This is a genomic window from Niallia sp. FSL W8-0951, from assembly GCF_038006525.1.
In the GTDB taxonomy this organism is placed as follows: domain Bacteria; phylum Bacillota; class Bacilli; order Bacillales; family Cytobacillaceae; genus Niallia; species Niallia circulans.
In genome coordinates this window covers 2,291,338-2,310,242 of the sequence record NZ_JBBOVK010000001.1, presented here as the reverse complement: position 1 = coordinate 2,310,242, position 18,905 = coordinate 2,291,338, and the positions used below count along the sequence as shown (strand labels likewise).

The following is an 18,905-nucleotide window of genomic DNA, read 5'->3' as shown; positions in this document are numbered from 1 at the left end:
GCGAGTGCCAAGCTTCCAGCAGGGCTTGGGATTTCTCGAATCTCCCATAGGAGTCTCCGTGTATTCAAGCTGCTTTGTATTTCCTAATAATTATATATTCTTTAAAAAAATGATGGAACGAGTTGGTTTCGCTACTAAATTAGAGATTGTTCGACTTAATTTATTATATATTTTGTTTGTCCCACTTCATTTATGTTAAAAAATTTTTAGTAGATATTTCGATTTTTTAAATAAATTTCTACCAATAATCCAAATTACTATTAAAATAGAAGAAAGATACTAGACGAGAAGGACGTGAAATGGTGAAAATTGATAAAATCGAAGTCCAACATGTAAAAATGCCCCTGGTTAGTCCGTTTAAGACAAGTTTTGGCGAACTGTTAGAAAAGGATTTTCTTATCATTAAAATATATAGTGGAGAGCACATTGGGTATGGAGAGTCTGTCGCTTTACCTGATCCTACTTATAGTGAGGAAACAACTGGAACTGTTATCTATATGCTAAACGAGTTTTTGATTCCCCTCTTGTTAAAAGACGAGATAACGCATCCAGATGAAGTTACAAAAAGATTCGCTCCAATCAGAAGAAATAATATGGCAAAAGCTGCTTTAGAAGGAGCAATATGGGATTTATATAGTAAGCAGCAAGGTATTTCTCTTTCAAAAGCGCTTGGAGGTGTTCAAACGTCGATTGATGTAGGGGTAAGTATTGGAATCGAACCAACTACTGATATGCTTTTAACAAAAGTGGAACGCTTTTTGAACGAGGGCTATAAAAAGATAAAAGTGAAAATTAAACCTGGCTATGACTTAGAGCCTTTAGCAAAAATAAGACAAACCTTTGGCTATGACATCCCGCTAATGGCAGATGCGAATTCTGCCTATACATTAGCAGATATTGAGCGAATCAAAGAATTAGATCCACTTAAGTTGATGATGATTGAACAGCCATTAGCATATGATGATATTATTGACCATTCTATTTTGCAAAGTGAGCTCGCAACACCTATATGTTTGGATGAAAGTATTCATTCTGTAGAAGATGCTCGAAAAGCGATTGAATTAGGAAGCTGTAAGATAATAAATATTAAAATTGGCCGTGTCGGCGGTTTGACGGAAGCAAAGAAAATACATGATGTATGTAAAAAACACGATATTCCTGTATGGTGCGGCGGCATGCTGGAAGGCGGAATCGGAAGAGCGCATAATATCGCGATAACCTCCCTTCCGGCATTTACTATTGCTGGGGATACATCTGCATCGAATCGATACTGGAAAAAAGATATTATTTGTCCAGAAGTCACATTGTCTACGCCAGGAAAAATAGAAGTACCAAAAGGAGCCGGCATTGGGTTCGACTTAAACGAAACAGTGATTAATCAACATTTAATTTCTAAGAAGGTATATGCTAATCCATTTATTTAATAAGGGGGAACAAAGACAGTGGATCCTTATATAATAAGAGAAGTAACCGAAAAAGCTGAAATCCAACTGGTAGTTTCCCTTCAAAATTCAATTTGGGGCAGGACGAATACTACTCCATTTCCATTTTTAGTTGCCTCCATTCAAAATGGAGGAATAATTATAGGGGCTTTTTTGAAAGAGGAACTAGTGGGCTTTTGCTACAGTTTCCCTGGTTTTCATCAAAAGGAAATCTATTTAGTGTCCCATATGATGGCAGTGAAGGAAGAGGATAGAAATGCTGGTTTGGGCTTTAAAATGAAAGAAAAACAAAAGGAAATGGCCTTGGAACGTGGCTATACGAAAATTATCTGGACTTTTGACCCGCTAGAATCACGGAATGCCAATCTAAATATAGCGAAACTAGGAGGGGTAGTGAAAACATATTATTCTAATCATTATGGAGACATGGAGGATGAATTAAACGGCGGTCTTCCTTCAGACAGGTTATTGTTAGAGTGGGACATTGGGAAACGATCGGATAATCGTCATCCGGAAGGGGAGCAAATTCACTCCCTTGTTACTTGGGAAACAAGGGGAGAAATCCCTATTCCTTTATCTTTTGATGTCCTATCCATAAAAGCGAATACCTATAAGGTTCCTGTTCCTAAAGATATACATACAATAAAAGAAATAGATTTTGCTGCAGCCGAAACGTGGCGTATAATGCATAGAAATGTCTTTACCCAATTGTTTGTAAGGGGATATATCATTCACAGCTTTCAAAAGACAAATGAACCAGTGAATTATTATATTGTAAGCTTAAACAAAGAGAATGAATGAAGCCATTTGAATTACGAATTACATATACGAGGAGGGGAAAAATGCACGAACAAATAGACAGCTGGGTAGACAGGAAAAAGGAACAGATAATAGCTATGTACCAGTTTCTTCATAATAATGCAGAAATAAGCTGGGAAGAAGTTGAAACGACGAAATTTATAAAAAATGAATTGGAGAAATTATCTATTCCCTATCAATTATTCGATGATCAAACTGGGATCGTTGGGGTATGGGGGAAAGAAAATAATCCTGTTATAGGGCTTCGAGCAGATATGGATGCGTTATGGCAGCAAGTGAAGGGAGAATGGAAGGCCAATCATTCATGTGGTCATGATGCACACACGACGATTTTGCTTTTTACTTTAAGATGTCTGAAGGAATTAGGCCAAGAACCAAAGGGGAGAATTAAGTGCCTGTTCCAGCCAGCTGAAGAGACTGGTGCAGGTGCAATTTCCTTTATTAATAAAGGGCTTTTAGATGATGTTGATTATTTATTAGGCTTACATGTACGACCAATTCAAGAAATGAGATTTGGAGAATGTTCTCCTGCAATTTACCATGGAGCAGCGGCAAGCTTTAAAGGAAAACTGTATGGAATGCAGTCACATGCCGCAAGACCGCATTTAGGGATAAATGTAATCGACAGTCTTACAGCTATTAATATGGCTATTCGTTCTATTCCACTAAATCCGATTATACCTGCCTCCGCGAAAATGACTTTTGCCCAGGCGGGAGGAAAGAATTTTAATATTATTCCCGATTATGCGGAGTTTGGCATTGATGTTCGTGCCCAAACCAATGAAGCGATGGAACAATTGATTTCCAGACTTGAAAGCCAAGTGAAACTAGCAGGTGAAGCGAATGGAGCTCGAGTAGAATTAGAACTACTATCCGACATGCCAGCAGCAAGACCAAATAAATCGATGGAAGAAATAGTAGCTAAGAGTATTAAAGAAATACTAGGAGAGAAAGGGCTTGTAAAGCCTCCAGTAACACCTGGTGGAGAAGATTTTCATTATTATGCGAAAGTAAAGGAACAACTGCAAACAACGATGATTGGCTTAGGCACAGATTTACAGCCCGGATTACATCATCCGGACATGTATTTTCAGTTAGAAAGCCTACTGCATGGGATAAAAATTATGGCTTTATCGACAGTCAAATTAATGGAAGAAAAACAATAGATTGAAGGGATTTCTTCTTTTGCTAAAGGAGGAATTCTTTCTTTTTAATCTAGAGATGCTTCTATATACAGCAATAAAAAAAGCAAGTTTAGCGAAAACGAAAAAATATGATATCCTATTGAATAGATAGGATATAAACTAATTATACTGGATAAAGAATGAATATCAGTTCTTTACTGCAACAATTATAAAAGTAATTATGCTATAATGCTTAATGGCAATTATACTGAAAAAACACTTACGATAGGGATAGCAAAAGGGGCACCAGATGAAATCATTAATAGGCCAAGATAAACCAGTTCAACGACTTTTTATTTTTATTATAGGGCTTTTGATTATGTCATTAGGCATTGTGTTAGTTATTACAGCAAATTTAGGTTCAGCCCCATGGGATGTCTTGAATATTGGATTGCATATTCAGTTTGGTCTGACCATCGGCAGCTGGGCAATAATAGTTGGTTTTTTAATCCTATTGATAGCTGCCATCCTTTCAAAAAAACTTCCTCCTTTTGGTGCTTTATTAAATATGGTGTTAGTAGGAGTATTTATTGATATTTTTCTACTTCTTCCCTTTATGAATACCCCTGCGACCCTTTATCAAAAATGGATTATGTTTTTAATTGGATTGATTATAATGGGCTATGGAATGGGATTCTATATTTCTGCGAAACTTGGTGCAGGACCGAGAGATAGTCTTATGATAGTCTTATCAGAAAAATTTGGCGGGAGTATTGCAAGAACGAGATTATTGATGGAGGCAATTGTTTTAATAGTAGGATGGATACTTGGTGGACCTGTATCATGGGGAACGATTATCTATGCTGCTTTAATAGGAAGAGTTGCGGGATGGAGTATCCCACAGTGTACTAAATGGACGAACTATATATTGGACCGAAATAAAAGAACGGTGAATAATATTCACCAACATAATATGGAGCGGGAGGCAAAATAATGAAGATATCTACTAAAGGAAGATATGGATTAACTATTATGATGGAATTAGCAAAGAAGCACGGAGAGGGACCGATTTCATTAAAATCAATTGCTCAAACCAATAATTTATCAGAGCATTATTTGGAACAATTAGTTGCTCCATTGCGTAATGCTGGTTATGTGCGCAGTATTCGTGGAGCGTATGGTGGATATGTATTAGGCGATGAACCTAATAAAATTACCGCTGGAGACATTATTCGTATATTAGAAGGGCCTATTAGCCCTGTCGAGGGAATCGAAGATGAAGAACCAGCCAAGAAAGCTCTATGGATGAAAATCAGAGATGCCGTAAAAGATGTATTAGATTCAACCACAATTGAAGACCTAGCTAACCATCAAGAAGATGATAGCACAGATGGTTATATGTTTTATATTTAAGAAGCTGCATTTTAGAAAAATGATGGCTGTTTCCGTATAATAGCAATCAAGTGTGTAGAAAGCTCTTTGTATGATTTTTTTTAAGTATTGGGCAAAAATAGAAAACTGAAATGATCACAACTAATTAATTGTAGGTGAATAACTTGGAACATATTTATGTGGATCATGCGGCAACTTCACCCATGCATCCAAAAGTAATCGATAGAATGTATGAAGTCATGAAAGATCAATTTGGCAATCCTTCAAGTATTCATGCCTATGGAAGACAGGCAAGAAATATATTGGATAAGGCTAGAGCAGTAGCTGCTTCTAGTATAGGTGCTCACGAAAATGAAATTATTTTTACTAGCGGTGGTACAGAGGCAGATAATTACGCTATCTTTGGAATTGCAGAAGGAAAAGAAGCAAAAGGAAAACATATTATCACAACGGAAATTGAACACCATGCCGTATTACATGCTTGCCAAGAATTAGAGAAAAAGGGCTACGAGGTTACTTATCTTTCTGTAAATGAATACGGACTAATAGATTTGAATGAATTCAAATCAGCATTAAGAGAAGATACAATTCTTGTTACGATTATGTATGGCAATAATGAAGTGGGTGCGATTCAACCGATAAAAGAAATTGGCTTATTGTTAAAAAATCATCCTGCTGTCTTCCATACAGATGCGGTACAAGCCTACGGTTTAGAAGATATTGATGTAAAAGAACAGCACATCGACCTTTTATCTGTTTCTTCTCATAAGATTAATGGTCCTAAAGGAATAGGGTTTTTATATGTTAAAAACGGCATTAAACTAAATCCTCAATTATTTGGTGGAGAACAAGAGAAAAAAAGAAGAGCTGGCACTGAGAACGTTCCTTCTTTAGCAGGCTTTCAGCTAGCAGTAGAAATTTCTCAACAGGATAGATTGCAAAAGAAAGAGCAGTTTAAAAAATATAAAGAAATCCTTACAGGTATCTTAAAAGATAATAATATTTCTTTTAAGCAAAACGGATTAGTTGATAATACCTTGCCACATGTTTTAAACTTAAGCTTTCCCGGTACAAATGTGGAAGCAATGTTAGTTAATCTTGACTTAGCGGGTATTGCTGCTTCTAGTGGTTCTGCATGTACTGCTGGATCAATCGAACCTTCTCATGTGTTAGTAAGCATGTTTGGCAAAGAATCGGAAAGAACAAAAAATTCCATTCGATTTAGCTTTGGATTAAATAATACGGAACAACAAATAGAAAAGGTCGGTCATGAGTTAGTCAAAATCATTAACCGTCTGACAAAATGATAACCTTCCCTTCCATGTAAAGGGAAGGGCTAAGGGGGAAATGGAAAATGGAAAAAGCACCAAAAGATACCCGTGTAGTAGTAGGAATGTCTGGTGGAGTTGACTCATCAGTTGCTGCACTACTTTTAAAAGAACAAGGCTATGATGTTATCGGTATATTCATGAAAAACTGGGACGATACAGACGAATTCGGTGTCTGCACTGCAACAGAGGATTATGAAGATGTCATTCGTGTCTGCAATCAGTTAGAGATTCCTTATTATGCGGTGAACTTTGAAAAACAATACTGGGATAAAGTGTTCACTTATTTTCTTGATGAATATAAAGCGGGGAGAACACCTAATCCCGATGTAATGTGTAATAAAGAAATTAAATTTAAAGCTTTCTTAGAGCATGCAATGAGTCTTGGAGCTGATTATCTTGCAACAGGGCACTATGCACAAGTAGTCAGAGAAGATGGTCAAGTGCGCATGCTTAGAGGGAAAGATGATAATAAAGACCAAACATATTTTTTAAATCAACTAACAGAAGAACAATTAAGCAAAGTAATGTTCCCTATTGGCGGTATGGAAAAATCAAAGGTTCGCGAACTTGCTGCTAAAGCAAATCTAGCAACGGCAACCAAAAAAGACAGCACAGGTATCTGTTTCATTGGAGAGCGTAATTTCAAAGAATTCTTAAGCGGATATCTTCCTGCGCAAAAAGGAAATATGGAAACAATGAATGGAGAAGTAATTGGCCGTCATGATGGACTTATGTATTATACAATCGGTCAAAGACATGGTCTTGGCATCGGCGGAAGTGGAGAACCTTGGTTTGTTATAGGCAAAGATTTAAAACGAAATGTCTTATTTGTTGGACAAGGCTTCCACCACGAATTGCTTTATTCTGACAGCATTATTGCGACCAATGTTAGCTGGGTATCAAAAGATCGCATTGGTACATCATTTGAATGCACAGCTAAATTCCGTTACCGTCAACCAGATAATAAAGTGACGGTAGAGGTTATCGATGAAAATACAGTCAAAGTTATCTTCCACGAACCAATTCGTGCGGTAACGCCAGGACAAGCAGTTGTATTCTATCAAGGAGAAGAATGCTTAGGCGGAGGAACGATTGATAAAGTGTTCCGTGATAATGAAAGATTAACATATGTAGGTTAAGGATGAACTGTCGACTAACATTAATTAGTCGACAGTTTTTACATATGGCAAAAAGCAGCTAGCAATTCTCCTGTAATAAGAGGATTTGCTAGTTGCTTTTCTCATTTTTTGATTAGAAAATATGCTATACTACCAATAAGAAATGGAGTGTTTTAAGATGGATAATAGTCAATTAGGAATACAATATATGCAAGAAGGTAAATGGGAAGAAGCAGCAAAGTTTTTTATGGAAGAGATTGAGAAGAATCCGAACAATGCTGTTTCTTATGTTAATTTTGGCAATGTTTTATCAGCTTTAGGAGATGATACAAGGGCATTATCTTTCTACCAAAAGGCGATTGAAATAGATGATACAACGGCAGCAGCCTATTATAGTGCAGGGACCGTTTATTATGAAAAAGAAAATTTAGAATCCGCAAAGAATATGTTTGAACTAGCATTAGAAAAGGGCCTCGAAACAAGTGATAATTTCTTTATGCTTGGACTTACTTATGTTGGATTAGATAAAGGGAAACTGGCAATTCCTTATTTTCAAAGAGCAGTGGAACTTAATAGTCAAGATGCGGAGGCATTCTTTCAGCTAGGGCTCTGTTTGGCACAGAATGAATATATTGAAGAAGCAATCACACAATTTCAATCCTGTATAGCATTAGATGCCACTCATGCAGATGCTTATTACAATTTAGGGGTTGCCTATGGTTTTAAAGAAAAAACAGCGAAAGCAGTTGAAATGTTCAATAAGGCGCTGGAAATTCAGCCAGATCATCTTCTTGCTGGTTACGGAAAGCAAATTATCGAAGAAAAGTAAGGGAAAGAGACATGAAATATAAAGGAAGAAAGGAGGAATTCAGTTGAACGAGCAGAACTCTTTGGATCTTTTTGAAAATGAAAAAAAGTATGTAAAGGGACGGCATCTTGTTACCATTTTTCACAATGAACAGAATCTTTACTCCGTGATAAGAATACGAGTTGATGAAACGAATCATGATTATGACGATAAAGAAGCGGTAATTACTGGCTATTTACCAAAGATGAACGAAGAAGAGACGTATACTTACTTTGGTGATTTTAAAGAGCATCCAAGATTCGGTTTACAGCTGCAGGCGACTTCCTTTCGAAAAGAAATGCCACAAACAAAGCAAGGTGTTATTGCTTATTTATCGAGCAACTTATTTAAAGGGATTGGGGAAAAAACAGCAGAGAATATTGTGGATACTTTAGGAGAAGAAGCAATCTCTAAAATCATGAATCAGCCATCGATTTTAGAGACAGTGCCCAAACTTGCATCAGATAAAGCGAAAATCCTCTATGATACATTAATGAAAAATCAAGGGTTAGAGCAAGCGATGGTTTCACTAAATCAATATGGGTTTGGTCCGCAATTGTCGATGAAAATTTATCAGGTATATAAAGAAAATACGCTAGAAATAGTCCAGACAAATCCATATAAATTAGTGGAGGATATTGAAGGAATCGGTTTTGGAAAAGCAGATGACCTTGGATCTCAGATTGGAATTACTGGGAATCATCCAGATCGATTAAAGGCTGGCTGTTTGTATATTTTAGAGCTGAGCAGTAATCAGGAAGGCCATGTCTATCTCCATGCGGAATTTTTACTAGAAAAAGTAAAAGCGCTGCTTGAAGAAAATCAAAAAGAGGAGATAGAATTTTCGCAAATAGCAGATCAGGTTATTCAGCTAGAGGAAGAAGGAAAAATTATAGTTGAGGATAAAAAAATATATTTACCTTCTTTGTTTTTTTCAGAAAAAGGACTTGTACGAAATATAAAGCGAGTAATGGAGCAATCTGAATATAAAGACCAATTTCCAGAATCGGAATTTCTGCTGGCGTTAGGAAACTTAGAGGACCGTATCGGTGTTCAATATGCTCCCTCTCAACGAGAGGCGATTCAAACAGCGCTTATGTCCCCGATGCTAATATTGACAGGTGGTCCCGGAACGGGTAAAACAACTGTCATAAAGGGAATTGTTGAATTATATGGTGAATTGCACGGTTGTTCTTTAGATCCTAATGATTATAAAAACGATGAACCCTATCCGTTTATTCTTGCGGCGCCAACTGGCCGAGCGGCTAAACGAATGGCGGAATCGACAGGTTTACCAGCAGTTACTATTCATCGATTGCTGGGCTGGAATGGCACTGGAACATTTGAACGGGATGAGGATCAACCTTTGGAGGGGAAAATCCTCATCGTCGATGAAACATCGATGGTTGATATTTGGCTAGCCCATCAATTATTTAAGGCTTTGCCTGAACATATTCAAGTAATTATTGTCGGAGATGAAGACCAGCTGCCATCAGTAGGGCCGGGCCAAGTATTAAAAGATCTGCTTGATTCAGCATGTATTCCTACGGTTAAGTTGAAAGATATTTATCGACAAGCCGAAGGATCATCGATAATCGAGCTGGCACATGAAATGAAAAAGGGCCAGCTGCCGGCTAATCTTCTTGTGCCCCAAGGGGATCGATCTTTTATAAAGTGCTCTTCCAGTCAAATTCCGCAGGCAATTGAAAAAATTGTTTTGAATGCGAAAAACAAAGGCTTCGCGCCAATGGATATTCAAGTATTGGCCCCGATGTATAGAGGACCAGCAGGAATTGACCGCTTAAATGCTATCTTACAAGAAATATTAAATCCTAATCCCGATGGCACCAGAAAAGAGCTGAAATTTGGAGAGGTTACATACCGGATCGGTGATAAAGTCCTTCAACTCGTCAATCAGCCAGAAAGCAATGTTTTTAATGGTGATATGGGTGAGATTGTATCGATTTTTTATGCGAAGGAAAATACGGAAAAGCAAGACATGGTTATTGTTTCGTTTGATGGAATAGAAGCAACCTATACGAGACAGGATTTAAATCAAATTACGCTGGCATATTGCTGTTCTGTCCATAAATCGCAAGGCAGTGAGTTTCCAATCGTCATCATGCCCGTTGTTAAAAGTTATTATCGCATGTTAAGAAGAAATTTAATTTACACCGGAATAACTAGAAGTAAACAATTTTTGATTCTATGTGGAGAACTGGAAGCAATGGAATTAGGTGTCAGCCGAAATGATGAACTAAACCGGCAAACAACCTTAAAAGAAAAGATCAAAGAGGCATTTGCTGATGTATATCAACCAGACGAGACGATGGAAATGACAAAAGAGAAGTCATTTGATTTATTGTATGAAGGTAAAATCAATCAAATCGATCCAATGATCGGAATGGAAAATATCACCCCATATGATTTTATGGAAGCATCCGAATCCTAAATTACTTAGGTACAAACTTTTTAAGAAAATCTCTATTTTTAAAAGAGAAATCCCCATATTAGGGGATTTTTTTTGCCAATGTTTGTACTACATGTTTTTAAGTTCTAGGTGAAAAATAGTAATGCTATCTTCTTCGAAAAAATCCAGTTGGATTCTAACTTGCCAATAAAAACAGCCAACTCCTAAAAACACTGGTATATTTGGACGGGATATAGAGCATAATGGGAATACTTACCTGGAAATTTCATGTTAAGTGGAATATTTCATGAAACGAATAAAGATGAGGTGTTTCCTATGCTCAAATGTCCAAATTGTCAGAGCAAAGATATTGGGAAAATTGGAATCAATCAATATTACTGCTGGAATTGCTTTATTGAATTATCGCTTACGAAAGGGATTATTCATACACATCAAGTAGAAGAAGATGGAAGCTTAAGTTCTTTAGACGACTTATTTGACGAAGATGAGCGTCGATTAAGCTAAGTTTGTCTTTGTGTAATCTTGGCGCTCACTTCCATATAAAAGGGGTGCAAAGTAATGGGTAAAGCGATAAATACAGCAATAGCTATTGGAGCTAGTGTAGTGGCACTTAGCTATATGCAAAAAAATAATATGATAAGTCAAAAACAACTGAAAAGAGTGCAGAGAAAAGTAATGAAGATGTTTTAATGGTGAGTCAGAAGATAAGGCTGGAAAAGAATTCCTGCCCTATTTTAACCCAAGCACTGATACGAAGAACTCAAAAAAATTTCGTATCAGCGCTTGGGCTTTTTCATTTTATTATTATGTTTTGAAATTATAGTCAAGCAGGCTTTCCATTGTGCAGCAGCCACTATGTGACGGAAACAAACATAAGTCGATTACACAGATAGTTTATTTGAAATGGAGAACTAGATAAAAAATGCATAAAAATTCCTATTATCTCTCACAATACATTAAGGAGGGAGGAAAGGAAATGGATATAAGAATAAAATGGTATTATCGATTAGGATTTACCTTATTACTTTTTATTGTTTTATTTATTTTTATAAAACTATCGCCGATATGGTTACCCATTTTAAGTCTTATAACAAAGGTTATAACTCCTTTTATTATTGGTGCGTTTTTTACGTACTTACTTCATCCAATAGTAGAATTATTACATAAAAAAGGTTTACATAGAGGATTGTCTGTTGCATTTATTTATATTTTATTTTTTGGCGGGATTGGATATGCAATCTATAAAGGTATCCCAATTCTTATTGATCAGCTGGAAGAGCTGACAGTTAGTGCTCCAAAACTTGCAGAGCGATATAAAGATTTAATTGATTCGATTCAAAATAAAATGGAGTCTTGGCCGCTCAATCTACAGGATAAAGTTGACCGTGGAATTGACATATTTGAAAGGAAAATGGAATCCCTTTTGAATAAAGTAATTAATGGGGCCATGGGGATTGTCAATTATTCGATTATAATTATGCTTATTCCCTTTATCTCTTTTTATATGTTAAAGGATATAAATGCGGTAAGAAAAGGCTTTAATGGATTAATTCCTAATAAATGGCGCAATAGTGCTCGCTTATTTTTAGAGGATGTAAATGAATCATTAGGCAGCTATATAAGAGGACAATTATTAGTTTGTACAATTATTGGAGTTATTTCTATGATTCTTTTTCTGATATTTCATATGAAATTTGCCCTTGTATTAGGAATGATCATAGGAATAACTAATGTCATTCCATACTTTGGACCGGTAATCGGAGCTGTTCCAGCATTAATTGTAGCAAGTACTGTTTCTGTGAAAATGATTATTATTGTCGTGATTATCATTATTATTCTGCAATTTCTCGAAGGAAATATATTATCGCCATATATAGTAGGGAAAAGCACTCATATGCATCCTCTGTTTATTATGTTTGCGCTATTGCTAGGAGAAGAGATAGGCGGGATGATTGGAATGATTGTAGCAGTTCCTTTATTATCAATTGTAAAAGTGGCCATCATTCATATGAAAACCCATTTTGGAAAAAAAGAACGAGAAATGAAACGTATATAAATAGACCAATATTGACAATACTGCCTAATAATCAGTATAATTCGAATGAAGCATATATCGATAAAATGGTGAGAGAAATAAGTAGATTATAGACCACTCTAAAGAGAGGAATTCCCTTTGGCTGAAAGGAGTTCTAGGTGAAGGATAATTGAAAGCTAATTCTTGAATGCAGCTAATCACTGCCGTTTTCCGCGTTAAGGAATATTGAGAGATGGATATTATTTTTTATTATTTTTATATATTTTTATCCATAATCAGGGTGGTACCGCGAGCAATACTTTCGTCCCTGTCCAGGGATGGGAGTTTTTTTTATGCCTTAAAACGGTAAACTTTAGTGGTTGTAGCAAATACATAAGAAAAAATAGGAGGATATGTGATGAAAAACTTAACTGGTGCAGAAATAAGAAGCAAATTTTTAGAATTTTTTCAGGGCAAAGGGCATGCGATTGAGCCAAGTGCCTCTTTAGTCCCTCATGATGATCCGTCATTATTATGGATTAATAGTGGTGTAGCTACTTTAAAAAAATATTTTGATGGTCGTGTTATTCCTGAAAACCCTAGAATAACAAATGCACAAAAATCAATTCGCACTAACGATATTGAAAATGTGGGCAAAACAGCGCGTCACCATACTTTCTTTGAAATGCTTGGTAACTTTTCGATTGGGAATTATTTTAAAGAAGAAGCAATCGAATGGGCTTGGGAGTTCTTGACAGATGAAAAATGGATTGGCTTTGATAAAGAGAAGCTTTCTGTAACCATCCATCCTGAGGATGAAGAAGCATATGTTTTATGGAGAGATAAAATTGGCATACCGGAGAATCGCATCATTCGCTTAGAAGGTAATTTCTGGGACATAGGTGAAGGTCCAAGTGGCCCTAATACAGAAATATTCTATGACCGTGGTCCAGAATATGGAAATGATATCAACGATCCAGAATTGTATCCAGGTGGAGAAAATGATCGTTACTTAGAAGTATGGAACCTTGTTTTCTCTGAATTTAACCATAATCCAGACGGCACTTATACACCACTGCCAAAGAAGAATATTGATACAGGTATGGGCTTGGAGCGTATGGCGTCTGTTGTTCAAAATGTTCCAACAAACTTTGATACAGATTTATTTATGCCGATTATTCGTGCGACTGAACAATTGGCAGATGCCGAGTATGGAAAGGATTCTTTAAGCGATGAAGCATTTAAAGTAATCGCAGACCATATACGTACAGTTGCTTTTGCGATAGGAGACGGAGCTCTGCCATCAAATGAAGGTAGAGGCTATGTATTACGACGTTTATTGCGCAGAGCAGTTCGTTATGCAAAGAAAATTAATATTAACAGACCATTTATGTTTGAATTAGTTCCAGTAGTTGCAGAAATTATGGTTGATTATTATCCAACTGTAAAAGAAAAGACAGAATTCATTCAAAAAGTAATGAAAAGTGAAGAAGAACGATTCCATGAAACATTAAATGAAGGTCTTGCAATTCTTTCAGAAGTAATGGAGAAAGCAAAAGACAATGGAGTTATTGCTGGAGAAGATATTTTCCGTTTGTACGATACATATGGATTCCCAGTTGAACTTACAGAGGAATATGCAGAGGAGCAAGGTCTGGCAATTGATCATGAAGGTTTTGAAAAAGAAATGGAAAGTCAGCGGGATCGGGCCCGCAAAGCACGTCAAGAAGTTGACAGCATGCAAGTTCAAAGTGGAGTGTTAGGCAATATTAAAGTAGAAAGTGAATTTATTGGTTATGACCAGTGGTCAACTGAAGCGCAAATCGTGGCTTTATTAAAAAATGGTCTAGAAGTAGAGAGTGCAGAAGCAGGCGATGAAATCCAGTTTATATTAGATAAAACGCCATTCTATGCTGAAAGCGGTGGTCAAATTGCTGACAAAGGAATGTTAAAAACCGATCATGTAACAATTAGGGTGGAAGACGTTCAGAAAGCGCCAAATGGTCAAAATTTACACAAAGGAATAATTGAAACAGGAGCTGTTAGGTTAAATGATCGATTAGCAGCTAAAGTGGATAGTAAAAATCGTTCCAAAATAGTAAAGAACCATACAGCAACTCATTTATTGCATCAGGCATTAAAAGACGTTCTAGGAACACATGTTAATCAGGCAGGATCTCTTGTACAACCAGATCGTTTACGTTTTGATTTTTCTCATTTTGGGCAAATTACTGCAGAGGAATTAGATGAGATTGAACGCATCGTTAACGAAAAAATATGGGAAAGTATAGCAGTCCAAATTGATTACAAAGATATCGAAGAAGCGAAAGCAATGGGTGCAATGGCTTTATTTGGTGAGAAATATGGAAAAGTAGTACGTGTTGTTCAAGTTGGTGAGTATAGCTTAGAATTATGCGGCGGCTGTCATGTTGATAATACTTCAGCAATTGGTTTATTTAAAATTGTTTCGGAAGCTGGAATTGGTGCAGGAACAAGACGTATTGAAGCAGTAACTGGACAAGCAGCATACCAACAACTGACAGATCAAATTCACTTATTAAAAGAAGCGGCGAATAAATTAAAAACAAGTCCCAAAGATGTTGCTACTCGCGTTGACAGTCTTCTTACAGAAGTAAAGCAATTACAACGGGAAAATGAATCACTTGCTGCAAAACTAAGCAATATTGAAGCAGGAAATCTTGTTGATCAAGTAAAATTAGTCAATGAAGTCCCAGTATTAGCAGCTTCTATCCCAAATGTAGATATGAATAATCTTCGTACAATGGCAGATGAATTAAAACAAAAAATAGATTCTGTCGTATTAGTACTTGGAAGTGTCAATGAAGGAAAAGTAAATATTATTGCAGGTGTAACCAAAGATTTAATGGATAAAGGTTTCCACGCAGGAAAGATAGTAAAAGAAGTAGCTTCCATTTGTGGAGGCGGCGGAGGCGGCCGTCCAGATATGGCTCAAGCAGGCGGTAAAGATCCTTCTAAATTAAATGAAGCATTAGAATTTGTACAAGAATATGTAAAATCCGTTTGATATTAAGGACAAGTAGTGTAAAATGTAGATAACTCTTAACAGAAATTGTTCGAAAAGGAAATGGGGTGTTCAAAATGAGCTCATTTGATAAAACAATGAGATTCAATTTTCCAGAAGAACCATATGAACATGATGTAAAAGAAGTACTTTATCAAGTATACGATGCATTGCAAGAAAAAGGCTATAATCCAATTAATCAAATTGTTGGTTATTTACTTTCTGGGGATCCTGCTTATATTCCCCGTCACATGGATGCACGCAATATCATCCGAAAATTAGAACGTGATGAAATTATTGAGGAACTTGTAAAGTTTTATTTAAAACAGCAACGAGAGGAATAGACTTATGCGATTAATGGGCTTAGATGTTGGCTCAAAAACAGTAGGAGTTGCTGTTAGTGATGCTTTAGGATGGACAGCACAAGGAATTGAAACAATTAAAATTGATGAAGAGAAAGAACAATTTGGGCTTGAACGTATTGCGTCCTTGATTGTTGAGTATGATATAGGTAAAATAGTGGTTGGACTTCCTAAAAATATGAATGGCAGCATAGGCTTTCGTGGAGAAGCTAGTCAAATGTACGGGCAGCTTTTAGAAGAACGATTTGAACTGCCGGTTGTTTTTTGGGATGAACGACTAACAACGATGGCTGCCGAAAGAATTCTATTGGAAGCAGATGTTAGTAGAAAAAAACGTAAAAAAGTAATCGATAAAATGGCTGCATCTATCATTTTGCAAGGATATTTAGACAGTCAAAAATAATGAGGTGGAAATATGGAACACGGCGAGACTAATACAATTACAGTTGTAGATGAACAAGGAAATGAACAATTATGTGAGATTCTATTTACATTTGAATCAGATGAATTTGGAAAATCATATGTATTATATTATCCTCTTGGAGATGAAAGCGATGATGAAGAAATCGATATCCACGCATCTTCCTTCATTCCAAATGAAGAAACAGGCGATGGTGAACTTTCTCCAATTGAAACAGAAGAAGAATGGGATTTAGTCGAAGAAATGTTAAATACATTCCTTGCTGAACAAGAAGAAGAGTAATAACAGATAGATGAAAAAAGAGTCCTTTTGGGCTCTTTTTTATTTTTTTGTGCACTTCTAGTCCCAGCTTTGAGTAGCATGTAAATTTCACTTAAAGCTACAACTTCCTTAGCAAAATATAGTATAATAGGTCGAGATATGTAAAAAATGTTTGAGTGGTGAGTGTCAAGGAGGGAAAAGATTGACGAATAATAAAGACGAGAACAATACAATAAATAGTAAGAAGGAGTTATTTATAGCTAATTTAAATCAGAGACAACAAGAAGCCAAATTAGTCAGAAGAGTCGTGGTCATTGTTGCCTTAGTATTAATTATGATTGTAGCAGTGGTAGGGACGTCTGGTTATTTTTACATAAAATCAGCATTAAAACCAGTTAATCCAGATAGTGATAAAGATATTGTAGTGGAAGTTCCGATCGGTTCTGGCGTGAGCACTATTTCTCAATTACTGGAAGATAAGGGGCTCGTAAAAAATGCAAAGGTGTTTAAATATTATGTGAAATTTAAAAATGAGTCGAACTTCATGGCTGGAGAATATCATATGAATCCATCTATGTCGATTCAAGAGATTATTGACAGCTTGAAAACCGGAAAAATTATGCAAGAACCTGTCTTTACCATGACAATACCTGAAGGAAGACAATTAAAAGAAATTTCCGCTATTATCGCGAAGAAAACAAATCAAAAGGAAGAAGAGATTTGGAAACAATTAAACGATGAAGCGTTTATCAAAGGGTTAATGGCCAAATATCCAGATTTACTAACAACAGAAATTTGGGCGAAAAATATCAAATATCCGCTAGAAGGCTATTTATTTCCTGCTACTTATTCTTATTATGAAGAAAAGCCAACATTGGAAGCGATTATTTCCGTTATGCTTGATAAAACAGAAAGTGTAGTAAAAGCATATGAAACGGAAATTGAACGAGATAAATTAACCGTCCATCAATTTTTAACAATGTCTTCGTTAATTGAAGAAGAAGCAACCAAAAATGTGGATAGAAAGAAAATTGCCAGTGTGTTCTATAATCGTATCGAACAAGGGATGCCATTGCAAACAGACCCGACGGTACTTTATGCATTAGGTGAGCATAAGGATAGAGTTTATTATAAAGATCTAGAGGTAGATTCGCCTTATAATACCTATCAAAATGTAGGCTTACCACCTGGACCAATTGCCAATGCAGGAACTGTTTCTATGGAAGCAGCACTGCATCCGGATGATACAGATTATCTCTATTTCTTAGCTTCGAAAGATGGAAAAGTGTACTTTTCTAAATCGCTTAATGAACATAATGAATTGAAAGCAAAATATATTACGAATGACTAACATTCTTCACCAAAAAACTACAGTCAAACAAAAAGATGTTTGGACTGTAGTCTTTTTTTAAAATTACGTTATATTGTTCGGAAAATTGTCATCTTTTATGTAGATTGCTATTGATATCTGAAGATTTATTAGCATTCTACTATATTTTATGATAAAATGGTACAAGTGTTTTTGAGTATACCTTTAATGAAATACCCAAATTATATACACTTTTTTGATGTGTTAGGTTCTTAATAAGAAGCTAACTATTTTTAGGTAGAAGACAAAAGGATAGGGCTTTATGGATTAATTAGGAGGGACTCATCCTTGCAAAATAAACAAATCCTGGAGTATATTGAAAATTTAATTCCAGAAAGAAATAACCAGATAAGTGAAATGGAACAATATGCGAAACAAAATGAAGTTCCCATTATGGAGTTAATAGGGATTGAAACATTATTACAATTACTACGAATTCAGCAGCCTAAAAAAATATTAGAAGTAGGCACGGCGATAGGATATTCGGCAATAAGAATGGCGGAAGCATTACCATCGTCTCAAATAGTTACGTTGGAAAGAGATGAACAAAGGTATTTAGTAGCGAAGGAAAATGTCGAAAAGTTAAAGCTTGAAGCACAAATTGTCCTATTACAAGGTGATGCCCTTGAATTAGGTTCTATAGTTCAGCAATATGGGCCGTTTGATGCTATCTTTATCGATGCTGCAAAGGGACAGTATCAAAAGTTTTTCGATCTTTACAGTCCGTTTTTATCGAATGACGGAATCGTGTATACAGATAATATATTGTTTCATGGTTTAGTGGCAGCAGAAGAGATAGATAGTAGAAACCTTCGTCAATTAGTACGTAAAATAAGAAATTATAATCAATGGCTTATGGGAAATCAGGATTATCACACAGCAATCTTGCCTGTGGGAGACGGTATTGCAATTAGTAAAAAGAGGGGATAAG

At 36.1% G+C, this 18,905-nt stretch carries 18 protein-coding genes and 1 other annotated feature; all 18 genes read left to right on the top strand.

All coding sequences use genetic code 11. The features are described 5' to 3' along the window. Positions 1–302 precede the first annotated feature (302 nt). The 18 genes from menC (at position 303) to NSS71_RS11590 (ending at position 18,904) form a co-directional block, all read left to right on the top strand. Complete coding sequence (gene menC, locus NSS71_RS11675; RefSeq protein WP_047944342.1) at positions 303–1,424, top strand: o-succinylbenzoate synthase; 1,122 nt, start codon at positions 303–305, stop codon at positions 1,422–1,424. Positions 1,425–1,442: 18 nt separating this feature from the next. After that, the gene (locus NSS71_RS11670; RefSeq protein ID WP_341151710.1) at positions 1,443–2,243 is read left to right on the top strand and encodes a GNAT family N-acetyltransferase; all 801 of its coding nucleotides are present in this window, start codon (positions 1,443–1,445) and stop codon (positions 2,241–2,243) included. A gap of 41 nt (positions 2,244–2,284) precedes the next feature. After that, complete coding sequence (locus NSS71_RS11665) at positions 2,285–3,427, top strand: M20 peptidase aminoacylase family protein (protein ID WP_053215791.1); 1,143 nt, start codon at positions 2,285–2,287, stop codon at positions 3,425–3,427. A 268-nt stretch (positions 3,428–3,695) separates the two neighbouring features. After that, positions 3,696–4,379, top strand: a complete 684-nt coding sequence (locus NSS71_RS11660; RefSeq protein ID WP_047944329.1) for a YczE/YyaS/YitT family protein — start codon at positions 3,696–3,698, stop codon at positions 4,377–4,379. After that, positions 4,379–4,798 carry a cysteine metabolism transcriptional regulator CymR gene (cymR, locus tag NSS71_RS11655; RefSeq protein WP_047944330.1) on the top strand — a complete coding sequence of 140 codons (420 nt, stop codon included), beginning with the start codon at positions 4,379–4,381 and terminating at the stop codon, positions 4,796–4,798. Before NSS71_RS11660 ends, cymR begins: the two co-directional genes overlap by 1 nt. Positions 4,799–4,941: 143 nt before the next feature. After that, positions 4,942–6,084 carry a cysteine desulfurase family protein gene (locus tag NSS71_RS11650; protein ID WP_341151709.1) on the top strand — a complete coding sequence of 381 codons (1,143 nt, stop codon included), beginning with the start codon at positions 4,942–4,944 and terminating at the stop codon, positions 6,082–6,084. Positions 6,085–6,131: 47 nt separating this feature from the next. Beyond that, positions 6,132–7,247: a tRNA 2-thiouridine(34) synthase MnmA gene (mnmA, locus tag NSS71_RS11645; protein WP_144580327.1), complete on the top strand. Its 1,116-nt coding sequence runs from the start codon at positions 6,132–6,134 to the stop codon at positions 7,245–7,247. A gap of 157 nt (positions 7,248–7,404) precedes the next feature. Beyond that, positions 7,405–8,055, top strand: a complete 651-nt coding sequence (locus NSS71_RS11640; protein WP_047944334.1) for a tetratricopeptide repeat protein — start codon at positions 7,405–7,407, stop codon at positions 8,053–8,055. Positions 8,056–8,098: 43 nt separating this feature from the next. Next, entirely contained in the window at positions 8,099–10,525 is a 2,427-nt protein-coding gene (gene recD2 / locus NSS71_RS11635) for an SF1B family DNA helicase RecD2 (protein ID WP_341151708.1), read from the top strand. 294 nt (positions 10,526–10,819) lie between these two features. Continuing rightward, positions 10,820–11,008, top strand: coding sequence for a hypothetical protein (locus tag NSS71_RS11630; protein ID WP_144547312.1), 189 nt, complete (start codon positions 10,820–10,822; stop codon positions 11,006–11,008). Between the two features lie 54 nt (positions 11,009–11,062). Continuing rightward, positions 11,063–11,194 (top strand): DUF3918 family protein, encoded by a 132-nt coding sequence (locus NSS71_RS11625; protein WP_341151707.1) that lies wholly within the window; start codon positions 11,063–11,065, stop codon positions 11,192–11,194. A 286-nt stretch (positions 11,195–11,480) separates the two neighbouring features. After that, positions 11,481–12,560 (top strand): AI-2E family transporter, encoded by a 1,080-nt coding sequence (locus tag NSS71_RS11620; protein ID WP_047944336.1) that lies wholly within the window; start codon positions 11,481–11,483, stop codon positions 12,558–12,560. Between the two features lie 59 nt (positions 12,561–12,619). Continuing rightward, positions 12,620–12,851 (top strand) — a binding site (T-box leader). Between the two features lie 85 nt (positions 12,852–12,936). Further along, positions 12,937–15,564: an alanine--tRNA ligase gene (gene alaS / locus NSS71_RS11615; RefSeq protein ID WP_341151706.1), complete on the top strand. Its 2,628-nt coding sequence runs from the start codon at positions 12,937–12,939 to the stop codon at positions 15,562–15,564. A 74-nt stretch (positions 15,565–15,638) separates the two neighbouring features. After that, positions 15,639–15,905: an IreB family regulatory phosphoprotein gene (locus NSS71_RS11610; protein WP_047944338.1), complete on the top strand. Its 267-nt coding sequence runs from the start codon at positions 15,639–15,641 to the stop codon at positions 15,903–15,905. A gap of 4 nt (positions 15,906–15,909) precedes the next feature. Then, entirely contained in the window at positions 15,910–16,326 is a 417-nt protein-coding gene (ruvX, locus tag NSS71_RS11605; RefSeq protein WP_047944339.1) for a Holliday junction resolvase RuvX, read from the top strand. Positions 16,327–16,338: 12 nt separating this feature from the next. Then, on the top strand, positions 16,339–16,626 hold the full coding sequence (locus NSS71_RS11600) for a DUF1292 domain-containing protein (RefSeq protein WP_047944340.1): 288 nt from the start codon (positions 16,339–16,341) through the stop codon (positions 16,624–16,626). Positions 16,627–16,807: 181 nt separating this feature from the next. Beyond that, positions 16,808–17,956, top strand: coding sequence for an endolytic transglycosylase MltG (mltG, locus tag NSS71_RS11595; protein ID WP_082138417.1), 1,149 nt, complete (start codon positions 16,808–16,810; stop codon positions 17,954–17,956). Between the two features lie 306 nt (positions 17,957–18,262). After that, positions 18,263–18,904 (top strand): O-methyltransferase, encoded by a 642-nt coding sequence (locus NSS71_RS11590; RefSeq protein ID WP_341151705.1) that lies wholly within the window; start codon positions 18,263–18,265, stop codon positions 18,902–18,904. Position 18,905 lies beyond the last annotated feature (1 nt).

Bases quoted from the DNA above. Each gene is read 5' to 3' on its own strand.
- NSS71_RS11620 (WP_047944336.1), top strand. From the start codon at position 11,481: ATGGATATAAGAATAAAATGGTATTATCGATTAGGATTTACCTTATTA.
- alaS (WP_341151706.1), top strand. From the start codon at position 12,937: ATGAAAAACTTAACTGGTGCAGAAATAAGAAGCAAATTTTTAGAATTT.
- NSS71_RS11600 (WP_047944340.1), top strand. From the start codon at position 16,339: ATGGAACACGGCGAGACTAATACAATTACAGTTGTAGATGAACAAGGA.
- NSS71_RS11610 (WP_047944338.1), top strand. From the start codon at position 15,639: ATGAGCTCATTTGATAAAACAATGAGATTCAATTTTCCAGAAGAACCA.
- NSS71_RS11625 (WP_341151707.1), top strand. From the start codon at position 11,063: ATGGGTAAAGCGATAAATACAGCAATAGCTATTGGAGCTAGTGTAGTG.
- NSS71_RS11640 (WP_047944334.1), top strand. From the start codon at position 7,405: ATGGATAATAGTCAATTAGGAATACAATATATGCAAGAAGGTAAATGG.
- cymR (WP_047944330.1), top strand. From the start codon at position 4,379: ATGAAGATATCTACTAAAGGAAGATATGGATTAACTATTATGATGGAA.
- NSS71_RS11665 (WP_053215791.1), top strand. From the start codon at position 2,285: ATGCACGAACAAATAGACAGCTGGGTAGACAGGAAAAAGGAACAGATA.
- mnmA (WP_144580327.1), top strand. From the start codon at position 6,132: ATGGAAAAAGCACCAAAAGATACCCGTGTAGTAGTAGGAATGTCTGGT.
- NSS71_RS11630 (WP_144547312.1), top strand. From the start codon at position 10,820: ATGCTCAAATGTCCAAATTGTCAGAGCAAAGATATTGGGAAAATTGGA.
- ruvX (WP_047944339.1), top strand. From the start codon at position 15,910: ATGCGATTAATGGGCTTAGATGTTGGCTCAAAAACAGTAGGAGTTGCT.
- NSS71_RS11660 (WP_047944329.1), top strand. From the start codon at position 3,696: ATGAAATCATTAATAGGCCAAGATAAACCAGTTCAACGACTTTTTATT.